The organism is uncultured Bacillus sp. (genome assembly GCF_958411575.1).
GTDB classification, from domain to species: Bacteria; Bacillota; Bacilli; order Bacillales; family Bacillaceae; genus Bacillus; species Bacillus spizizenii.
On the sequence record NZ_CATYRA010000001.1, the window covers coordinates 64,221 to 82,373 of the forward strand.

General features: G+C 43.6%; 17 protein-coding genes and 1 tRNA gene. 9 read left to right on the forward strand and 9 right to left on the reverse strand.

Translation table 11 applies throughout. The features are described 5' to 3' along the window. Positions 1-116: 116 nt before the first annotated feature. Positions 117-800 carry an aspartate/glutamate racemase family protein gene (locus tag Q5C82_RS00320; protein ID WP_003219865.1) on the reverse strand — a complete coding sequence of 228 codons (684 nt, stop codon included), beginning with the start codon at positions 798-800 and terminating at the stop codon, positions 117-119. 15 nt (positions 801-815) lie between these two features. Beyond that, positions 816-2,171, reverse strand: coding sequence for a serine hydrolase (locus Q5C82_RS00325; RefSeq protein ID WP_003219863.1), 1,356 nt, complete (start codon positions 2,169-2,171; stop codon positions 816-818). Positions 2,172-2,926: 755 nt separating this feature from the next. Between Q5C82_RS00325 and sacB the strand changes: the two genes are divergently transcribed. From sacB to Q5C82_RS00355, 6 genes are all read left to right on the forward strand, one after another. After that, on the forward strand, positions 2,927-4,348 hold the full coding sequence (gene sacB / locus Q5C82_RS00330; RefSeq protein ID WP_003219862.1) for a levansucrase: 1,422 nt from the start codon (positions 2,927-2,929) through the stop codon (positions 4,346-4,348). 76 nt (positions 4,349-4,424) lie between these two features. Further along, positions 4,425-5,975: a glycoside hydrolase family 32 protein gene (locus tag Q5C82_RS00335; RefSeq protein ID WP_003219860.1), complete on the forward strand. Its 1,551-nt coding sequence runs from the start codon at positions 4,425-4,427 to the stop codon at positions 5,973-5,975. Positions 5,976-6,082: 107 nt separating this feature from the next. Then, on the forward strand, positions 6,083-7,645 hold the full coding sequence (gene aspP, locus Q5C82_RS00340) for an aspartate/proton symporter AspP (protein WP_003219858.1): 1,563 nt from the start codon (positions 6,083-6,085) through the stop codon (positions 7,643-7,645). 94 nt (positions 7,646-7,739) lie between these two features. Next, positions 7,740-8,324 carry a TetR family transcriptional regulator gene (locus Q5C82_RS00345; protein WP_003219856.1) on the forward strand — a complete coding sequence of 195 codons (585 nt, stop codon included), beginning with the start codon at positions 7,740-7,742 and terminating at the stop codon, positions 8,322-8,324. Positions 8,325-8,404: 80 nt separating this feature from the next. Further along, on the forward strand, positions 8,405-8,740 hold the full coding sequence (locus Q5C82_RS00350; RefSeq protein ID WP_003219855.1) for a multidrug efflux SMR transporter: 336 nt from the start codon (positions 8,405-8,407) through the stop codon (positions 8,738-8,740). Beyond that, on the forward strand, positions 8,740-9,054 hold the full coding sequence (locus Q5C82_RS00355; protein ID WP_003219853.1) for a multidrug efflux SMR transporter: 315 nt from the start codon (positions 8,740-8,742) through the stop codon (positions 9,052-9,054). The genes Q5C82_RS00350 and Q5C82_RS00355 overlap by 1 nt, the downstream gene beginning before the upstream one ends. A gap of 41 nt (positions 9,055-9,095) precedes the next feature. Here Q5C82_RS00355 and Q5C82_RS00360 read toward each other — a convergent pair whose 3' ends face one another. Beyond that, the gene (locus Q5C82_RS00360; RefSeq protein ID WP_003219851.1) at positions 9,096-9,608 is read right to left on the reverse strand and encodes a DUF3231 family protein; all 513 of its coding nucleotides are present in this window, start codon (positions 9,606-9,608) and stop codon (positions 9,096-9,098) included. Between the two features lie 154 nt (positions 9,609-9,762). Then, positions 9,763-9,838, reverse strand: a tRNA-Arg gene (locus tag Q5C82_RS00365). Positions 9,839-10,108: 270 nt separating this feature from the next. Here Q5C82_RS00365 and clpP point away from each other — a divergent pair. Beyond that, positions 10,109-10,705, forward strand: coding sequence for an ATP-dependent Clp endopeptidase proteolytic subunit ClpP (gene clpP / locus Q5C82_RS00370; protein WP_003219849.1), 597 nt, complete (start codon positions 10,109-10,111; stop codon positions 10,703-10,705). A gap of 34 nt (positions 10,706-10,739) precedes the next feature. Here clpP and Q5C82_RS00375 read toward each other — a convergent pair whose 3' ends face one another. Next, the gene (locus Q5C82_RS00375) at positions 10,740-11,315 is read right to left on the reverse strand and encodes a TIGR00730 family Rossman fold protein (RefSeq protein WP_003219847.1); all 576 of its coding nucleotides are present in this window, start codon (positions 11,313-11,315) and stop codon (positions 10,740-10,742) included. Positions 11,316-11,432: 117 nt separating this feature from the next. Between Q5C82_RS00375 and Q5C82_RS00380 the strand changes: the two genes are divergently transcribed. Further along, positions 11,433-11,753, forward strand: coding sequence for a MazG nucleotide pyrophosphohydrolase domain-containing protein (locus tag Q5C82_RS00380; protein WP_003219846.1), 321 nt, complete (start codon positions 11,433-11,435; stop codon positions 11,751-11,753). A gap of 26 nt (positions 11,754-11,779) precedes the next feature. Here Q5C82_RS00380 and Q5C82_RS00385 read toward each other — a convergent pair whose 3' ends face one another. Both Q5C82_RS00385 and Q5C82_RS00390 read right to left on the reverse strand, forming a co-directional pair. Further along, a complete protein-coding gene (locus Q5C82_RS00385; RefSeq protein WP_003219845.1) occupies positions 11,780-13,381 on the reverse strand; it encodes a SulP family inorganic anion transporter in 1,602 nt (533 codons plus the stop codon). Positions 13,382-13,399: 18 nt separating this feature from the next. Continuing rightward, entirely contained in the window at positions 13,400-13,993 is a 594-nt protein-coding gene (locus Q5C82_RS00390; protein ID WP_079996466.1) for a carbonic anhydrase, read from the reverse strand. A gap of 393 nt (positions 13,994-14,386) precedes the next feature. Here Q5C82_RS00390 and Q5C82_RS00395 point away from each other — a divergent pair, with 393 nt between their 5' ends. Then, complete coding sequence (locus tag Q5C82_RS00395) at positions 14,387-15,364, forward strand: D-glycerate dehydrogenase (protein ID WP_079996468.1); 978 nt, start codon at positions 14,387-14,389, stop codon at positions 15,362-15,364. A gap of 35 nt (positions 15,365-15,399) precedes the next feature. Here Q5C82_RS00395 and Q5C82_RS00400 read toward each other — a convergent pair whose 3' ends face one another. Then, the gene (locus tag Q5C82_RS00400; protein WP_003219842.1) at positions 15,400-17,334 is read right to left on the reverse strand and encodes an ABC transporter permease; all 1,935 of its coding nucleotides are present in this window, start codon (positions 17,332-17,334) and stop codon (positions 15,400-15,402) included. Further along, positions 17,309-18,088 carry a lantibiotic ABC transporter ATP-binding protein PsdA gene (psdA, locus tag Q5C82_RS00405; protein ID WP_003219841.1) on the reverse strand — a complete coding sequence of 260 codons (780 nt, stop codon included), beginning with the start codon at positions 18,086-18,088 and terminating at the stop codon, positions 17,309-17,311. The genes Q5C82_RS00400 and psdA overlap by 26 nt, the downstream gene beginning before the upstream one ends. Positions 18,089-18,153 lie beyond the last annotated feature (65 nt).

Genomic DNA, 18,153 nt, shown 5'->3' on the forward strand with positions numbered 1-18,153 from the left:
TCACCTTTAGAAAAACATGTAACTATTTACATGTTAACTTTAACACCATTGCGTACAGCTGTCAAACAATAGGAGCAAAAAAACAAGGACTGTTTGAAGACAGTCCTTGTCTGAAACTAGCTTTGATTGGCAAGATATGTGCTGACAGTGCTTTTTGCAAGACAATCAGAGGAATCTATAATCGGAATCTCACTTTGAATATGATCTAACACCGCATTTAAATCTGTGCAGGCTGAAATGATGATGTCTGCATGCTGACTGATTTCTTCATATAGCGTCTGCCACAATGCTTGTGTATGCTGCGTATGATTTGGCTGTTTGATTGCAGCGATGAGCTGATTCACAGAATGCTGCCAATGGTCCTTGTGAACAACTTCTTGTCCATTTGCCTTCAGCCCTTTTTGGTAGATGGCGGATTGGATGGTTGAATCTGTTCCTAAAACGACCCCTTTTTTTGCAGAGTGCGGAATCTCTTTTATCGTTTCCTCAATGATATGCAACAAAGGAACCGACAATACCTGCTGAATCTCTTCATAGTAGACATGTGCCGTATTACAAGGCAAAGCAATGAAATCAACGCCTGTTTTCTCGAGCTTTACCGCTCCGTCGATAATGGCTCTTTTCATCTCACCATGGTCAATCGGACGATCTGCATAGAAGGGCGTCGGGCATGAACAGATCATCATGTGCGGATAGTCAATATCGTTTGAAGCCCCGTACAGCTTCTGACAGTAATCAATCACCTTATCGATAAACGGCGAGGTCGATCTCGGCCCCATTCCGGCTAATATACCGATCATCAAATTCATTCCTTTCTAATTTGTACGGACCGCTTCTTCTTCTGTCCCATTCTCATAGAGAATAAAGCTTTTCGCAACATCATCACCTAGCATAAATTCTAATTCAACAGACAATGATCGCAGAAAGAAACGGGTTTCCGAGGAAGGAAATAATTCCAGTCTCAGCTGCCCAGTGATCTCCAAATAAAGACGTTCATTCTCGGCTGTCACCCGTGCAGCCGTCCCATCCTGAAACGAGTAGCTGCCAACATAGCTGGCGTATATCGCCGGTTCAATTGCTTTTTTCTTTTTATCAGCAGGACGTTCTGGGATCTCATATGGCTGGCCAAATAGAATATGTTCCGCTGCCTTCAGAATCGCTTGTTCATATTTAGCTTCCTCTTCCTTATTACTCAAATAGATCAGCGTTTTACGATGATCGATATATCGGATCATCGCCGTCGAATAGCCGGGCCATCCTCCGTCGTGGCTGACAATCCGCCCTTTTTCAGGACTGTTTTGCAGCACCCAGCCAAAGCCGTAATCAATTGTTCCCCCATTGTTCAGCCGCACAGGAGAATACGCGGCTTTCTTAGAAGCATTACTGATTAAATCGTCCTGGTATAAAGCCTGATCAAATCGAAACAAATCGCTTGTGACAGAGTTCACCGTTCCGTCTCCCTGTATGCCATCGAGATAAACGACATAGTTTGTTTCCTCCAGATCGTCAGGAAGGACGTACGTTTCGGAATGTACATCATACACATAACCATATGCATAATGATCAATCCGCTCAGGCCGAAGCCTCCTGTTATACACTCTCGTTTCACTCATGCCGACCGGTGAAAAAATCCTTGTATTCATAAAATCCGCATAGCTCATGCTAGATGCTTTTTCAATAATAACCGCCAGCAGCACATAACCCGTATTGCTGTACAGCCAGCCTTCATTCGGCTCAAAATAATTAGGCAGCCCCTCATTCATCAGCATATCGACAATATCCTGATTCTGCGCAATCTTGTGTTGATCCCAATTGCTAACAAACCATCCCATATAATCAGGAAGTCCTGACGTATGGTGCAATAAATGCCGAATCGTTATACCCTGATACGGAAAACCCGGAAGCCACCGCTCCACTTTGTCTTCATATCCAAGAATCCCTTTCTCCTCCAGCAATATGATTCCCAAAGCTGTAAAAGGCTTTGACAAAGACGCTAACTCAAACAAAGAATTGGTCTGCAAGAGGCGCTTTTCCGTCAATTCTGCATAACCGAAAGAGTGATGATATAAGATTTCGCTATCCTCCGCAGCCAGAATCGTCCCGTTGAATTGATATTTTTCGCCTAATGTCTCAAATAACGTCTTAAGATGCTTCCTTTTATTCTGCTTCATTCCTCCACCTCCCTTTTCTCTGTACGTTACTTAACGATTAACGTTTCAATTATTTTGAAAATAATAAAAAATCTGATCATCCTAAACACAGAAAAAAACAACTTTAATATAGAGCGGCTGTGAACCGCATGAATCAAATATCCTTTTTTACGAAGTCAGAGAAACTGCTTTTTTTCCAAGATTAATTTCAAAGCATCAGTTCTCTTCGCGCCATTGGAGTCACCACTTATAAGCAAATATATGATATGAATAAAAAAGACCTCATCCTTTTTATCGGTCAACATTTGTACTGCATGTCATACAGCCATTCACTAATGTTTAATGACATGAGATATTGTGAATCATATCTGGATGATCATTTTCTGAATCATGATTAAATAGGTAACTTTATGCCCATACCTCTGGCGTTATTAAAAATACAGTGAATGAAAAGAAATAGGCAAATGAGTTAGTTCTTTAGACCCTTAACCTTTACATCCTTTTATGATTTTCTATCTAACAAAAGAGGAAAATAGACCAGTTGCAATCCAATCGAGAGTCTAATAGAATGATGTCGAAAAGTAAATCACGCAGGTTTGTTACTGATAAAGCAGGCAAGACCTAAAATGTGTAAAGGGCAAAGTGTATTCTTTGGCATCACCCCTTACATATTTTAGGTCTTTTTTATTGTGCGTAACTGACTTGCCATCTTCAAACAGGAGGGCCGGAAGAAGCAGACCGCTAACTCAGTACATACAAAAAAGGAGACATGAACGATGAACATCAAAAAGTTTGCAAAACAAGCAACAGTATTAACCTTTACTACTGCACTGCTGGCAGGAGGCGCAACCCAAGCGTTTGCGAAAGAAACGAACCAAAAGCCGTATAAGGAAACTTACGGCATTACCCATATCACCCGCCATGATATGCTGCAAATCCCTGAACAGCAAAAAAATGAAAAATATCAAGTGCCTGAATTCGATCAGTCCAAAATTAAAAATATCTCTTCTGCAAAAGGCCTGGACGTTTGGGACAGCTGGCCATTACAAAACGCTGACGGCACAGTCGCAAATTATCACGGCTACCACATCGTCTTTGCATTAGCCGGAGACCCTAAAAATGCGGATGATACATCGATTTACATGTTCTATCAAAAAGTCGGCGAAACTTCTATTGACAGCTGGAAAAACGCTGGCCGCGTCTTTAAAGACAGCGACAAATTCGATGCAAATGATTCAATCCTGAAAGACCAAACACAAGAATGGTCTGGTTCAGCTACATTTACATCTGACGGAAAAATTCGTTTATTCTACACTGATTTCTCCGGTAAACATTACGGTAAACAAACACTGACAACTGCACAAGTGAACGTATCAACATCAGACAGCTCTCTGAACATCAACGGTGTAGAGGATTATAAATCAATCTTTGACGGTGACGGCAAAACGTATCAAAATGTACAACAGTTCATCGATGAGGGCAACTACAGCTCCGGTGATAACCATACGCTGAGAGATCCTCACTACGTAGAAGATAAAGGCCACAAATACTTAGTATTTGAAGCAAACACTGGAACTGAAGACGGCTACCAAGGCGAAGAATCATTATTTAACAAAGCATACTATGGCAAAAGCACATCATTCTTCCGCCAAGAAAGTCAAAAACTTCTGCAAAGTGATAAAAAACGCACTGCTGAATTAGCTAACGGCGCACTGGGCATCATTGAGCTAAACGATGACTACACACTGAAAAAAGTGATGAAACCGCTGATTGCATCTAACACAGTCACAGATGAAATCGAACGCGCGAACGTCTTTAAAATGAATGGCAAATGGTATCTGTTCACTGATTCCCGCGGATCAAAAATGACGATCGACGGCATCACATCTAATGACATTTACATGCTTGGTTATGTTTCTGATTCCTTAACTGGCCCATACAAGCCGCTGAACAAAACAGGCCTTGTGTTAAAAATGGATCTTGATCCTAACGATGTGACCTTTACTTATTCACACTTTGCTGTGCCTCAAGCTGAAGGAAACAATGTCGTGATTACAAGCTACATGACAAATAGAGGCTTCTATGCAGACAAACAAGCAACGTTTGCGCCAAGCTTCCTGTTGAACATCAAAGGCAAGAAAACGTCTGTTGTAAAAGACAGCATCCTTGAACAAGGACAATTAACAATTAACAAATAACAACGCAAAAGAAAATGCCGATATCCGATTGGCATTTTCTTTTATTTCTTATCAACATCATAAAGGTGAATCCCATATGAACTATAAAAAAACAGGCAAATGGCTAACCGTATTCCTCACCTTCGCAGGAATACTGCTGTTTATCGATTTATTGCCAAACGAAGAACCTGTCAAAAAAACAAAATCAAATCATAAGGCTGACTACCGGGCGGCATATCACTTTACGACGCCGGATAAATGGAAAAATGATCCCCAAAAACCGATTTATTTTGATGGACAATACCATTATTTCTATCTGTATAACCGTGATTACCCAAAAGGTAACGGCACAGAATGGCGCCATGCCGTATCAGAGGATTTGGTGCATTGGACTGATGAAGGCGTGGCCATTCCGAAATACACAAACCCAGACGGCGACATTTGGACCGGTTCTGTCGTGATCGATAAAGAAAACACAGCCGGATTCGGGAAAAACGTGCTTGTCGCGATTGTGACACAGCCCTCAGCCAAAGACAAAAAGCAGGAGCAACATTTGTGGTACAGCACAGACAAAGGAAAATCATTTAAGCCCTACAGTGATAACCCTATTATGCCCAATCCGGGCACAGACGATTTCAGAGACCCGAAAGTCATATGGGATGACCAGGACAACAAATGGGTAATGGTCATGGCTGAAGGAACAAAAATCGGCTTTTATGAATCCGATAATCTAAAGGACTGGCGTTACACAAGCGGATTCTTCGCAGAGCAGGCGGGAATTGTAGAATGCCCTGACCTCTACATGATGCGGGCAAGCGATGGAACGACTAAGTGGGTTCTCGGCGTCAGCGCGAATGGCAAACCATGGGGCAAACCAAATACGTACGCCTACTGGACCGGAAGCTTCGACGGAAAAGAATTTACAGTGGATCAGACCGAAGCCCAATGGCTTGACTACGGCTTTGACTGGTACGGCGGCGTGACATTCGAAGACGGCAAAAGCACAGATCCATTAGAAAAGCGGTATGCGCTTGCCTGGATGAACAATTGGGATTACGCCAACAACACACCGACACTGAAGAACGGCTTTAACGGCACAGATTCTGTCATACGCGAACTCTGGCTGCAAGAGCAAGATGGCACATACAGCCTCGTCTCACAGCCAGCCGAAGCTTTGGATCAGCTGACCGTTTCAACTGACAAAGTAGAGGATCAAGATGTGAACGGTTCAAAAACACTGTCGATCACAGGTGATACGTACCAGCTTGATATGGATCTTTCTTGGTCAGAGCTGAAGAATGCAGGCGTCAGACTGAGAGAGTCAGAAGACCAAAAACGCCATATTGATGTCGGCATTTTTGCAGAAGGCGGCTATGCATATGTCAACAGAGCTGCCACAAATCAGCCTGACAAAAGCAAGACCTATGTCGAAAGCCAGGCTCCTTACGATGTAAGCAAACAGAATGCGCATTTGAAAATTCTCGTCGATAAAACAACGATAGAAGTATTTGTCGGCGACGGGAAAACCGTTTTTTCAAATGAAGTGTTCCCCAAACCTGAAGATAAAGGCATTACTCTTTATTCTGAAGGCGGCACAGCCTCATTCAAAAATATAACGGTGAAACATTTGGATACGGTTCATGAATAAGAAACAGGTGCAGCCCTTGCTGCACCTGTTTTTTTATTAGAGCGGTATTCTCTGTTACATATTGGGCATTGTAAGGAATATAAGGCTGGTTTCTAAGGAGGAAGCGGATGTCTAAACAAGGAAATTTTCAAAAATCAATGTCGCTGTTTGATCTGATTTTGATTGGGATGGGTGCCATCTTTGGATCAGCATGGCTGTTCGCTGTCAGTAATGTGGCTTCAAAAGCAGGACCCTCGGGCGCTTTTTCCTGGATCATCGGCGGAGCCATCATTCTGTTAATCGGGCTCGTGTACGCGGAGCTTGGGGCCGCTCTGCCCCGTACCGGAGGCATCATTCGATACCCCGTTTATTCACATGGCCACCTTGTCGGCTACTTAATATCATTTGTCACAATTGTCGCTTACACAAGCCTGATTTCAATTGAAGTGACGGCTGTGCGTCAGTATGTGGCCTATTGGTTTCCCGGCCTGACCATAAAAGGATCTGATTCGCCGACCATTGCAGGCTGGATCTTGCAGTTTGCCTTGCTATGCTTGTTTTTCCTGCTGAATTATTGGAGCGTCAAAACCTTCGCTAAGGCAAATTTCATTATATCGATTTTTAAATATATTGTACCGATTACCATCATTATCGTGCTGATCTTTCATTTTAAATCGCAGAATTTATCTGTTGAAGGATTTGCACCGTTTGGTTTTACAGGTATTCAGGCAGCGATTTCGACAGGCGGCGTGATGTTTGCGTATCTCGGCCTCCACCCGATTGTGGCGGTTGCAGGTGAAGTGCAAAATCCAAAACGCAATATCCCAATCGCTTTAATCATTTGCATTATCGTTTCAACCATCATTTACACTGTTTTGCAGGTCACCTTTATTGGTGCAATCCCGACAGAAACGCTTAAAAATGGCTGGCCGGCAATCGCGCGGGAGTTCTCATTGCCGTTTAAAGATATTGCGGTCATGCTCGGTTTAGGCTGGCTTGCAACGCTTGTCATTTTAGATGCCATTCTGTCTCCCGGGGGAAACGGGAATATTTTTATGAATACAACGTCTCGCCTCGTATACGCCTGGGCGCGTAACGGCACATTATTTGGCATATTTTCAAAAGTGAATAAAGAAACGGGAACGCCCCGTGCTTCACTCTGGCTTTCGTTTGCCATGTCGATTTTCTGGACGCTCCCCTTCCCTTCGTGGAATGCGCTTGTCAATGTCTGTTCTGTCGCGCTCATCCTTTCTTATGCGATTGCACCAATTTGTTCGGCAGCGCTGAGGGTCAATGCGAAGGACTTAAACAGGCCGTTTTATTTAAAAGGAATGAGCATTATCGGGCCGCTTTCCTTTATCTTCACGGCGTTTATTGTGTACTGGTCAGGATGGACAACCGTTTCCTGGCTGCTCGGTTCACAGCTCGTGATGTTTTTCATCTATCTCTGCTTTAGAAAATATGCGCCTCAAGAGGATGTCAGCTTTGCCCAGCAGCTGAAATCAGCGTGGTGGCTTGTCGGGTTTTATATCATGATGCTGATCTTTTCCTACATCGGTTCTTTCGGACATGGTTTAGGCATCATCAGCAATCCCGTCGACCTCATTTTAGTCGCCATCGGCTCACTTGTGATTTACTACTGGGCGAAGTATACCGGGCTCCCGAAAGCCGCCATTGATTATGATAAATAAAGAAGCAAGAGTTTTTCTTGCTTCTTTATTCTTTACAAACACACATACTCGCGATAAAGTGAATGATAGTCAGTCATTACAGGAGGTGTTCCTCATGTCAAAACAAACATCGGGCAAATATGAAAAAATTCTGCAGGCTGCCATTGAAGTTATTTCTGAAAAAGGTCTCGACAAGGCCTCTATTTCTGATATTGTCAAAAAGGCCGGCACCGCCCAAGGAACGTTTTACTTGTATTTCTCATCTAAAAACGCCCTTATTCCGGCAATTGCAGAAAATCTTCTCACCCATACGCTGGACCAAATCAAAGGAAGACTGAATGGAGACGAGGATTTTTGGACCGTTTTAGATATATTAATTGATGAGACATTTCTCATTACAGAACGCCATAAGGATATTATCGTCCTCTGTTACTCTGGACTTGCGATCGACCACTCCATGGAAAAATGGGAGACGATCTATCAGCCTTATTATTCTTGGCTTGAAAAAATCATCAATAAGGCCATTGAAAACCTTGAGGTAACGAAAGGAATTAATGCCAAATGGACAGCAAGAACGATTATCAACTTGGTCGAGAACACTGCAGAACGATTCTATATCGGGTTTGAACAAGATGAAAATGTCGAAGTGTATAAAAAAGAAATCTTTACTTTCTTAAAACGAAGCTTAGGTACTGCTTAAAAAATGACTGGGTAACACCGCTCATTTTTTACGGCTCAAAAATGACTGACGTTCATTCATAAATTAGAGAGGTGTTTCATTTGAATTGGGTGCTTGTTTTTATTGCAGGACTTTTAGAAGTTGTTTGGGCCTCTTCCCTCAAACATGCCGATTCGCTTTTGGATTGGATCATCGTTTTTTTATTAATAGCGATAAGCTTTATCCTTTTAATCCGCTCTTATCGAAAAATCCCTATGGCCGCGGCGTATACCGTATTTGTCGGAATTGGGACGGTCGGAACCTATATGACCGGGATTTTCTTAGGCGAATCCTTCTCAGCAGCGCAAATCTTCTTTTTGATGCTGCTGCTAGCCGGTATTTTAGGAATGAAGCTATTTACGAAAGAAAGCAAATCTCAGCCAGGAGGTGACATATAATGGCATGGTTTTTATTAGTGATTGCCGGCTTGGAGGAAATTATAGCTGCCGTTGCAATGAAATATATAGACGGAACAAGAAAAAAATGGCCGATCATTGTGATGACTGTGGGATTTGGCTTATCCTTTTACTGCCTTTCACAAGCGATGCGGATCCTGCCTGCCGGAGTCGCTTATGCCGTCTGGACCGGCATTGGCAGTATTGGCGTTTCGGCAGTCGGGTTCATCTGGTTTAAGGAGCGTTTTCAGCTTTCACAGGTGATTTCTCTTTGCCTAATCCTCACCGGCGTCATCGGCCTGCGTCTTACGGCTTAATCATAAGATAAGGGCATATACAGCTGTATATGCCCTTTCCATTAATCGTCTTGATGTTGTTGTAGATGAAGCGGCGGCGGGATGAGCCAGCCTTTGTTTTTTAGCAATCTTAAGTATTTTGCGCCGGTTGCCGCTTTTGATACATGGAATTGCCCAAACATCATGGCAATATCCTCACGAATAGACTGTCCCATAATTTTGCTGCATGTCACAAGGCCTGCAGCATTTTGCGCTGCCGCAGAGGCCGCGACATCCGGATCAAGAAACCGCGCACCCGGCGGAATATCTTTAAGATCTGCAGCCGGCGGTTCAGGAGAAGCCGGCGGGAGCGCCACCCCGTTTTCTTTCAGGATCGCACTGATCTGTTTCACTTCATCTTGGCACTTCTCAATGGATTCACGAAGCAGCTTCTTCAAGTCGTCATCACCGACATGATGCAATAACATCTGGTAATTGCCGACCATTTTATTGCCCGCCATCACATAACTCCATAAGCTGAATACCTCACCGTAATGCATCGGTTCATCCTGCGGATTTCCGCTTAAAATACCCATGTTCATCCTCCTCGCAAATTCAATATCACACATCTCATAACGTGCCCGAGAGGAGGAAAATTTATGTTCCGTTGAGAAAGATTTTTGATACAAAAACAAAAAAGACAAGAGCGGCAAAATGCCAAACCCTTGTCTTTCCTGTTGTTCTATTGGACGCGCTCGGAGGGATTCGAACCCCCGACAGACGTGGTACCGGAAACCACCGCTCTATCCAACTGAGCTACGAGCGCATATGGACTGCGTTATGAGAACGTCAGCACAACTAATTATACGATAATTCCATTGAAATAACAACCCTCTATTTCAAGAGGCCGTTTTTTTGATCAGACACATCATCTTATTTGGCAATCTGACATACGATGGTTTGAACCCCTGTATTTTTGGGGAAAATGGGAAAAAGAGAAGAGTTTGCATGTCAAGCCAGCTTTTTGTTTGACCTTTATTGACCAAAAATGTATCATGTAACTACATACTTACCTAAAAGGTGAAGGAGGAGCATTATGAATTTAATACCTACAGTCATTGAACAAACGAACCGCGGGGAAAGAGCGTATGACATTTATTCTCGTCTATTAAAGGATCGTATCATCATGCTTGGATCTGCGATTGATGACAACGTTGCGAACTCCATCGTGTCACAGCTTTTATTCTTAGAAGCAGAAGACCCTGAAAAAGATATTTCTATTTACATCAACAGCCCGGGCGGCTCTATCACAGCCGGTATGGCGATCTATGATACCATGCAGTTTATTAAGCCTAAGGTATCTACAATTTGTATCGGTATGGCTGCATCAATGGGCGCGTTCCTGCTTGCTGCCGGAGAAAAAGGCAAACGCTATGCGCTTCCAAACAGTGAAGTTATGATTCACCAGCCTCTTGGCGGAGCTCAAGGTCAGGCGACAGAAATTGAAATTGCCGCGAAACGCATTCTCTTGCTTCGCGACAAATTAAACAAAGTGCTTGCTGAGCGTACTGGCCAGCCGCTTGAAGTGATCGAACGCGACACAGACCGCGATAACTTCAAGTCTGCTGAAGAAGCGCTTGAATACGGCCTGATTGATAAAATTCTGACTCGTAACACAGAAGAACAAAAGTAATACGAGAAGAGCCTTCCCTAAAGAAGGCTCTTTTTTAGATTTCCGTCCACTTTTTCTCTAAAATCGGATAAGAGTAATTCTGCATTTGCTCAATTAACTCATCCGGCCGTGAAGAGCTGTGGATCAGCTTAAGGTGTGAGTCGTTAGAAAATCCTTCTTGAATGCTGTATTTGACCATTTTCATCATTGGTTCAAAATATCCGTTGACATTGTAAAGTCCGATTGGCTTTTGGTGGATGCCGATCTGCGCCCAACAAAGCACTTCAAATAATTCTTCATATGTACCGAAGCCGCCCGGCATGGCGATATAGCCGTCAGCCAGTTCGCTCATTTTTGCCTTCCGTTCATGCATGCCGTTGACTTCAATCAGCTCTGTCAGATTTTGATGGACAACCTCTCCGCTGAACAGGCCGCTTGGCATCACTCCAATTGCAGTGCCGCCGTTTTCCATTAACGCATCAGCAATCGCGCCCATCAACCCTACACGAGAGCCCCCGTATACCAGGCCGATACCCTGCTCAGCCATATACGCGCCAAGCTCTGCCGCTTTTCGTTTATACGCTTCATTCCCCCCCGGGTTTGACCCCGCAAATACACAAATTGTTTTCATCTTGTCATCTCCACATCTATATATCGTGTTAAACATTCATAAAACACACTATATATTGTCCCATCTTCATGTGATAATATCAATATGAAATACATAAAGAATGCAGGAGTGATGATGGTGCAGCTGGCTGATGCAGAAAAATGGATGAAAGAGTTTTACGAAAAAAGAGGCTGGACAGAATACGGACCGTTTATTCGGGTCGGCTTTTTAATGGAGGAAGCCGGAGAACTGGCCCGTGCTGTCAGAGCATATGAAATCGGCAGAGACCGGCCTGATGAGAAAGAATCGACACGAGCTGAGCAAAAACAAGAATTGATTGAAGAAATGGGGGATGTCATCGGAAATATCGCCATTCTTGCTGATATGTACGGAGTCTCTTTAGAAGACGTGATGAAAGCCCACCAAGAAAAACTGACCAAACGTTTTGAGCATGCATAAAAAAGCGGCCGTAATGGCCGCTTTTTTTAACCTGTGATTTCATCATGGTGATCAAAGAAATGCTGCTTTCCTATTTTGTGAAATAGGCCTGTTTTATGCAGCAGCTCCTTCGGCTGCGATTGCAGTCCTACAATCATCAGCTTTCCGTTGTGGCGTTTAATCCGGTTCATAACGTTCCCAAGCACTGCTTCAGCCGACGTATCCATGTAGTGCACCTTACTCATGAGCAGAATAAGGGTCTTCGGCTTTTTCTGTACTTGCTCCAGCAGTGAAGATTCAAGCGAATCAATTGACCCGAAAAACAGCGGCCCTTCTATGGAATACATACTCACGGATGGGTCTTCTCTCTTTGCCGTCTTTGCCAAAACAGGATGCGATTCCTGATTGTGGATGCGGGTCGCTTCGCTCATTCTTCTGATAAAGAACACAAATGCGAGCAGCAAGCCTGTTGCCACACCGACGATTAAGTCAAACAGAACCGTTAGCGCAAAGGTTGCCGCCAAAATAAAGGAATCGGCATTTTTCAATCTCAGCATGTTTGCGACTTCCTTGCGCTCACTCATATTCCATGCGACAACCATGAGAATCGGGGCCATACTGGCAAGCGGCACATGGGATGCATAAGGCGCGAATACGAGCAAGACAAGAAGAACGACTACACCGTGAACGACGCCGGAAACAGGAGAAACCGCTCCGTTTTTAATATTGGTCGCCGTCCTCGCGATTGCTCCCGTAGCCGGGATCCCGCCGAACAGCGGCGCAGCCATATTCGCAATCCCCTGGCCGACAAGCTCCTTATTGCTGTCATGCTTTGAGCCCTTCATGTTATCAGCGACCATTGCGGACAAAATGGACTCAAGGCCGCCAAGAAGCGCGATGACAAGCGCTGCTGGAAACAGCATAACCATTTTATCCAATGTAAGTTCAGGAAATTGAAATTCCGGCAAATGGCGAGGAATTTCTCCATAAGTTGACCCGATCGTTGCCATACGGTCAGGGAAAAACACAACCGCGATCAGTGTGGAAATCAGAAGCGCCAATAAAGCGCCTGGTACTTTAGGCATCACTTTGGTGGATACAAGCAAAATGACAAGCCCGATCACTGCTGTCAAAATGGCATACACGTTAAAGGTGCCGAGCTTCTGTGCGATTTCAAACATGTTGTGATGAAAGTTCTCATGTTTTTCAACATTTCTTAAACCGAGAAAATTAGCGATTTGCTCAGTAAAGATCAGCACGGCAATTCCGGCTGTAAAACCGACGATAACAGGTTTCGGCACGAATTTCATTATTTTTCCGAGCTTAAACAGCCCGAACAGCACCAGCATCACCCCTGCCATAAACCCTGCAATCAGCAGGTTCTCCAAGCCGTACTGTATCACAATGCCAAATAGAATCGGGACAAAGGCGCCTGTCGGACCGCCAATTTGATATTTTGATCCCCCGAACAAAGAAATACAAATCCCTGCCACAACAACAGTGTACAGCCCGTATTCAGGCTCGACTCCCGAGGCAATGGCAAACGCCATCCCTAAAGGAATTGCCACGACACCTACTACGATACCTGCAATCAGGTCTTTCTGAAATTTCTGCAAATTGTATCCCTTGAATCTCCCTGAGAATCGCATATTTTGTTATAACCTCCCTTATAAATGTGTGTTTATGAGCTCAGTTTCATAACCGTTAATGACGACATCAAGTTTTCCTGTTTCAGGGTGAATGACAAGCCCGTGAACTGGCACCTTTTTCGGCAGCAGCGGATGGTTCTTGATCATATTCACACTGTGGGAAACGCTTTCTTCTACACTGTGAAAACCGGTCAGCCATGATTTCAAATCGAGTCCGGCGCTCGACAGCAAATTCAGGCAGTTTTCTTCCACTCCGCGTTCCTTTGCTTTCTCAAGAATCGAAGTGGCATTTAATCCCGACATCCCGCATTCATGGTGGCCGACAATGCACACCTCTTCAGCCTGCAATTCATAAATCGCAACCAGTATGCTTCGCATCACGCTTCCAAATGGGTGAGAAACGATGGCTCCCGCGTTTTTTACAATTTTAGCATCACCGTTTTTAAGCCCCATTGCTTGCGGAAGAAGTTCTGTGAGCCTTGTATCCATACAGGTGACAATGACGAGCTTTTTTGAAGGAAATTTTGTCGTTTTGTACGGTTCATACTTCTTCTCTCTGACAAACCGCTGATTGTGTTCCAAAATTGATGTTAAAGAAACCATTTGATTCATCTCCCATCCATATGATTTTGCAAGCCTTCTTACCCAGCTTACAATAAGGAATTATAGCATAGGAAGCCGCCGCGAAAAGGCTTTCAAAAAAAGACACTATAATTGGACTGTAGAATAAAAACATAAAAATTTATATCTTTCAAAGATAATAAAATTTATATTTATTGAATCCTATAATCTGGCTTTAACTCGTATATTGATGATTTGTCTGACAAAAAATATAGGCGAATTCAGATAATTAAAAAACTTTTTTAAGCAGATTTAGCTGTTCAATCAATTTCAATATCCATTTTAAGTTCAAAAGAACCAGAAATTTAAAAGAACGCAGCTATATTTTTAACATCTATTTATTTCCGATATAATAAAATAGACAACAGCCATAAAGGGGGAGCCTTGTTGAAACCATTTGTATTTATCACAAAACCGATTCCTGAAGAGATTGAATCATTCATCGGTGAACATTGCCGTTATGAAATATGGCAGGAGGATACGCTTCCGAATGACGTGCTATTTGAGAAATTAAAAGAGGCAGAAGGGCTTTTAACTTCAGGAACGTCCGGACCGTCAATCAATCGTGAATTGCTGAAACATGCGCCTAAGCTCAAAGTGGTCAGCAACCAATCCGTAGGCTATGATAACTTCGATATAGAAGCCATGAAAGAAAGAGGTGTCGTCGGGACTCATACACCTTATACACTGGATGACACGGTCGCGGATCTGGCCTTTTCTCTGATTCTATCTTCCGCCAGACGTGTTGCTGAACTGGACCGTTTCGTCAGAGCAGGAAAATGGGGAACAGTTGAAGAGGAAGCGCTTTTCGGCGTTGACGTTCATCATCAGACGTTAGGCATTATCGGCATGGGCAGAATCGGCGAACAAGCAGCGAGACGCGCCAAATTCGGCTTCGATATGGAAGTGCTTTATCATAACCGTCATCGGAAACAAGAAACGGAAGAAAGCATCGGTGTCAAGTATGCTGAGCTTGATACATTGCTCGAACAATCTGACTTTATTCTGCTCATTACGCCGCTGACTGATGAAACGTATCACATGATAGCGGAACGCGAATTTAAGAAGATGAAGGATTCAGCAATTTTCGTCAATATTTCCCGGGGAAAGACAGTTGATGAAAAGGCCCTCATCCATGCCCTTCAAGAAGGATGGATTCGTGGTGCCGGCTTAGACGTGTACGAAGAAGAACCTGTCGCAAAAGACAATCCGCTCTTGCAGCTCGATCATGTTACTTTACTGCCACATATCGGCTCAGCAACAGCGAAAGTGCGCTTTAATATGTGTAAACAGGCTGCCGAAAACATGATTGCAGCCATTCAAGGGCAAACACCGAAGAATCTTACTAGAGAATTTCAATAAAAAAAAATCCGGTCTGATCCAGACCGGATTTCATATTACATATGCTGGAGAACAGCACGCTTATAAATATGGCGAGTGACGATATAATAAACAGCCTGGAACACAAAATAAATGAAGATGACAATCACGGCCTCAAGAAATAAGTTGGAATTCAGCATGTTGCTTAACGCCGCATACGCAAAGCCGGCGTGAATTGTGCCCGCGATAAATGGGATGAAGAACAAAAATCCAATTTGTCTACCAAGGATGGAGTGAATCTCTTTGTCCGTAATCCCCATTCTCTTTAATGCTAAAACTTGCACTCTCGTATCTTCTATTTCAGTAAACATTCGCAAGTACAGCATGCTCCCTTGAACGATAAAAAACAGCACGCTGACAAACAGACCGATAAACAGCATTAATGCGACTCCCTGCTTCACAATTTGATAGCTAGGAGCACGCGTTTGAAAATCAGATATATGTTCCTTCGGCACCATATTTCCAAGCTTTTCAGAGACATCTACGGTCTCCTGCCAATGCTCAAGCTCATAACCTACCACTCTCATCTGATCCTTCAGCGGCACTTCCTGAGTAAGGCTGTCAAAGCTTTTTTCGCTGACGACCAATAAACGGCTGACTCCTTCAACTGACATCAATATCCCTTTGTTTTGCTGCTTTTTCATGATATAGGAAAGTGTTTTTCCTGACTTCATATGAAAGGCTGCTTTTTCCCCTTCGCCAAATGTATCTTTTACCATCATTTGAAACGGAACATTAATAAACGCTTCATTTTCTTGTAAATGAATAACAGGGAAACCTTTTTCCTTTGCGACTTGATTATAGATTTTCTCTGAAATCAGCAAGGCTTTCGCTTTCCTGTTCCCATACGGCGAGTCTGATTGAAAAGTGACAGGAATTCCTGTGGCATTTACCTTATACTTGATGTCAGCATCAGCTTTTTTCAATGTATTCTCAGCCGTCTCAGGCTTCATAACCTGAAAGCTGGAAGCGTCTTTTTCTACCCAGGCAACAGATTGAGGAATACTTTGCTCCTCCTGTTTTTCTAAATCAGCATAAAACATATAGATAACACCTGTAGCGGTTAAAATGACTGCTGTAATGACAGAGGTTAAAAACAGCATGCGTGCGTGATCCTTCAGCCTGAATATCATGTTGGAACGGACAATGATATTCGTTCCTTTATAAAAGCTGTGTTTCTTTCTGTACAGCATGCGGAAAAACGCCACACTGCTTTGTGTAAAAAAGAAATACGTCCCGATTAACACTAAAATCAAAATCGGAAAGACACGAAATACCATATCAATCGCATTCGCTGTGGCAGACAGATAATAACCGCCAGCCAGACACAGCAAAGACAGCACAGTGAGCCATTTCGAATAGGCCGGCAAGCTTTTCGGCTTTTGGGCTGCTTTAATCAGCTCAATGATTTCCAGCTTGCGAATCCGTGCCAGTGATAAAATGAGCAGCGTCTGAAACAGGATGAGAAAGCCCGCAGCTGTCATCACAAACGCTTTCGGCACAATGACAAACGAGATCGGCACCTTCACGCTGAGCATCCAAGTCATGATCATAAAAAACAGTTTTGAAAATAACAGCCCTGCACCAATACCGGCAGCAATCGCCGCTAGAGAAATGAGTGACTGCTCATAATAAATCATCTTGCGGAGCTGCTGCTTTGATGTTCCGAACAGCGTCAGCAGCCCAAACTCTTTCTTTCTCGCCTGCAAAAATGCTGAATTCGAATATGAAATGAAAAATATACAAAAGACAATGATGACGACAAGGGCTGCGCTCAAGCACGTTTTAACAAGGCTTCCTCCATATACATTGTCTTCATTGACATCAGGATGAAAAATAAAAGATGTGAAGACAAAAAACACCGAAACGGCAAACACACAGCTTAAAAAGTAGGCGACATAACGTTGCAGATTCCCAAGAATGTTTTTACGGGCGATGGTTCTCAAATTCATGAAAATCGCCTCCCAACACACTCAAGGTATCCAGTATACTTTGATAAAACACCTGCTGGTTTGACCCTCTGTGAATCTCTGAAAAGAAACGTCCGTCTTTAATAAACACAATCCGTTTACAGAAGCTTGCCGCTGTCGCATCATGCGTGACCAATAGAATCGTCGCGTCCTTTTCTTCATTCAGCTGAGCCAGCGTGTTCATCACTTGCTTAGCCGATTTTGAATCAAGGTTTCCCGTCGGTTCATCGGCAAGAATGAGCGCCGGATTATGAATAATGGCTCTGGCACAAGCTGCCCGCTGCTGCTGTCCGCCAGACACCTCGTATGTCCGATGGTCGAGAATATGCTTGATTTGCAGCGTATCCGCCAGTTCTTCCAAACGGGCTTCCATTTCTCTCAGCCTTACCTTGTCCAATGCGAGCGGCAGCAGAATATTTTCCCGAATCGTCAAGGTATCAAGCAGATTAAAATCCTGAAAGACGAAGCCAAGTTCTCTTCTGCGAAAAAGAGCCAGCTCTTGATCCTTTAACGTTTTCGGCTGAATGCCGTTGATCATCATCTCACCCTGGGTCGGCTTATCAATGGTAGCCAGCAAATTCAGGAGTGTGGTTTTTCCGCTTCCCGACGGCCCCATAATCCCCACAAATTCTCCTTTTGCCACACTGAGGTCAAAGTCGCTGAGCGCTTGGTATGATATCGTTCCTTTATTTGAATAGTACGTTTTCGACAGGTTCGTTGTTTGTAACACGTTCATGTTCTGCTCCTCCTTTTTCTTTATTATAAAAAGGAAGTCAGCAGCCTCCCATCGAACTTTCTTGC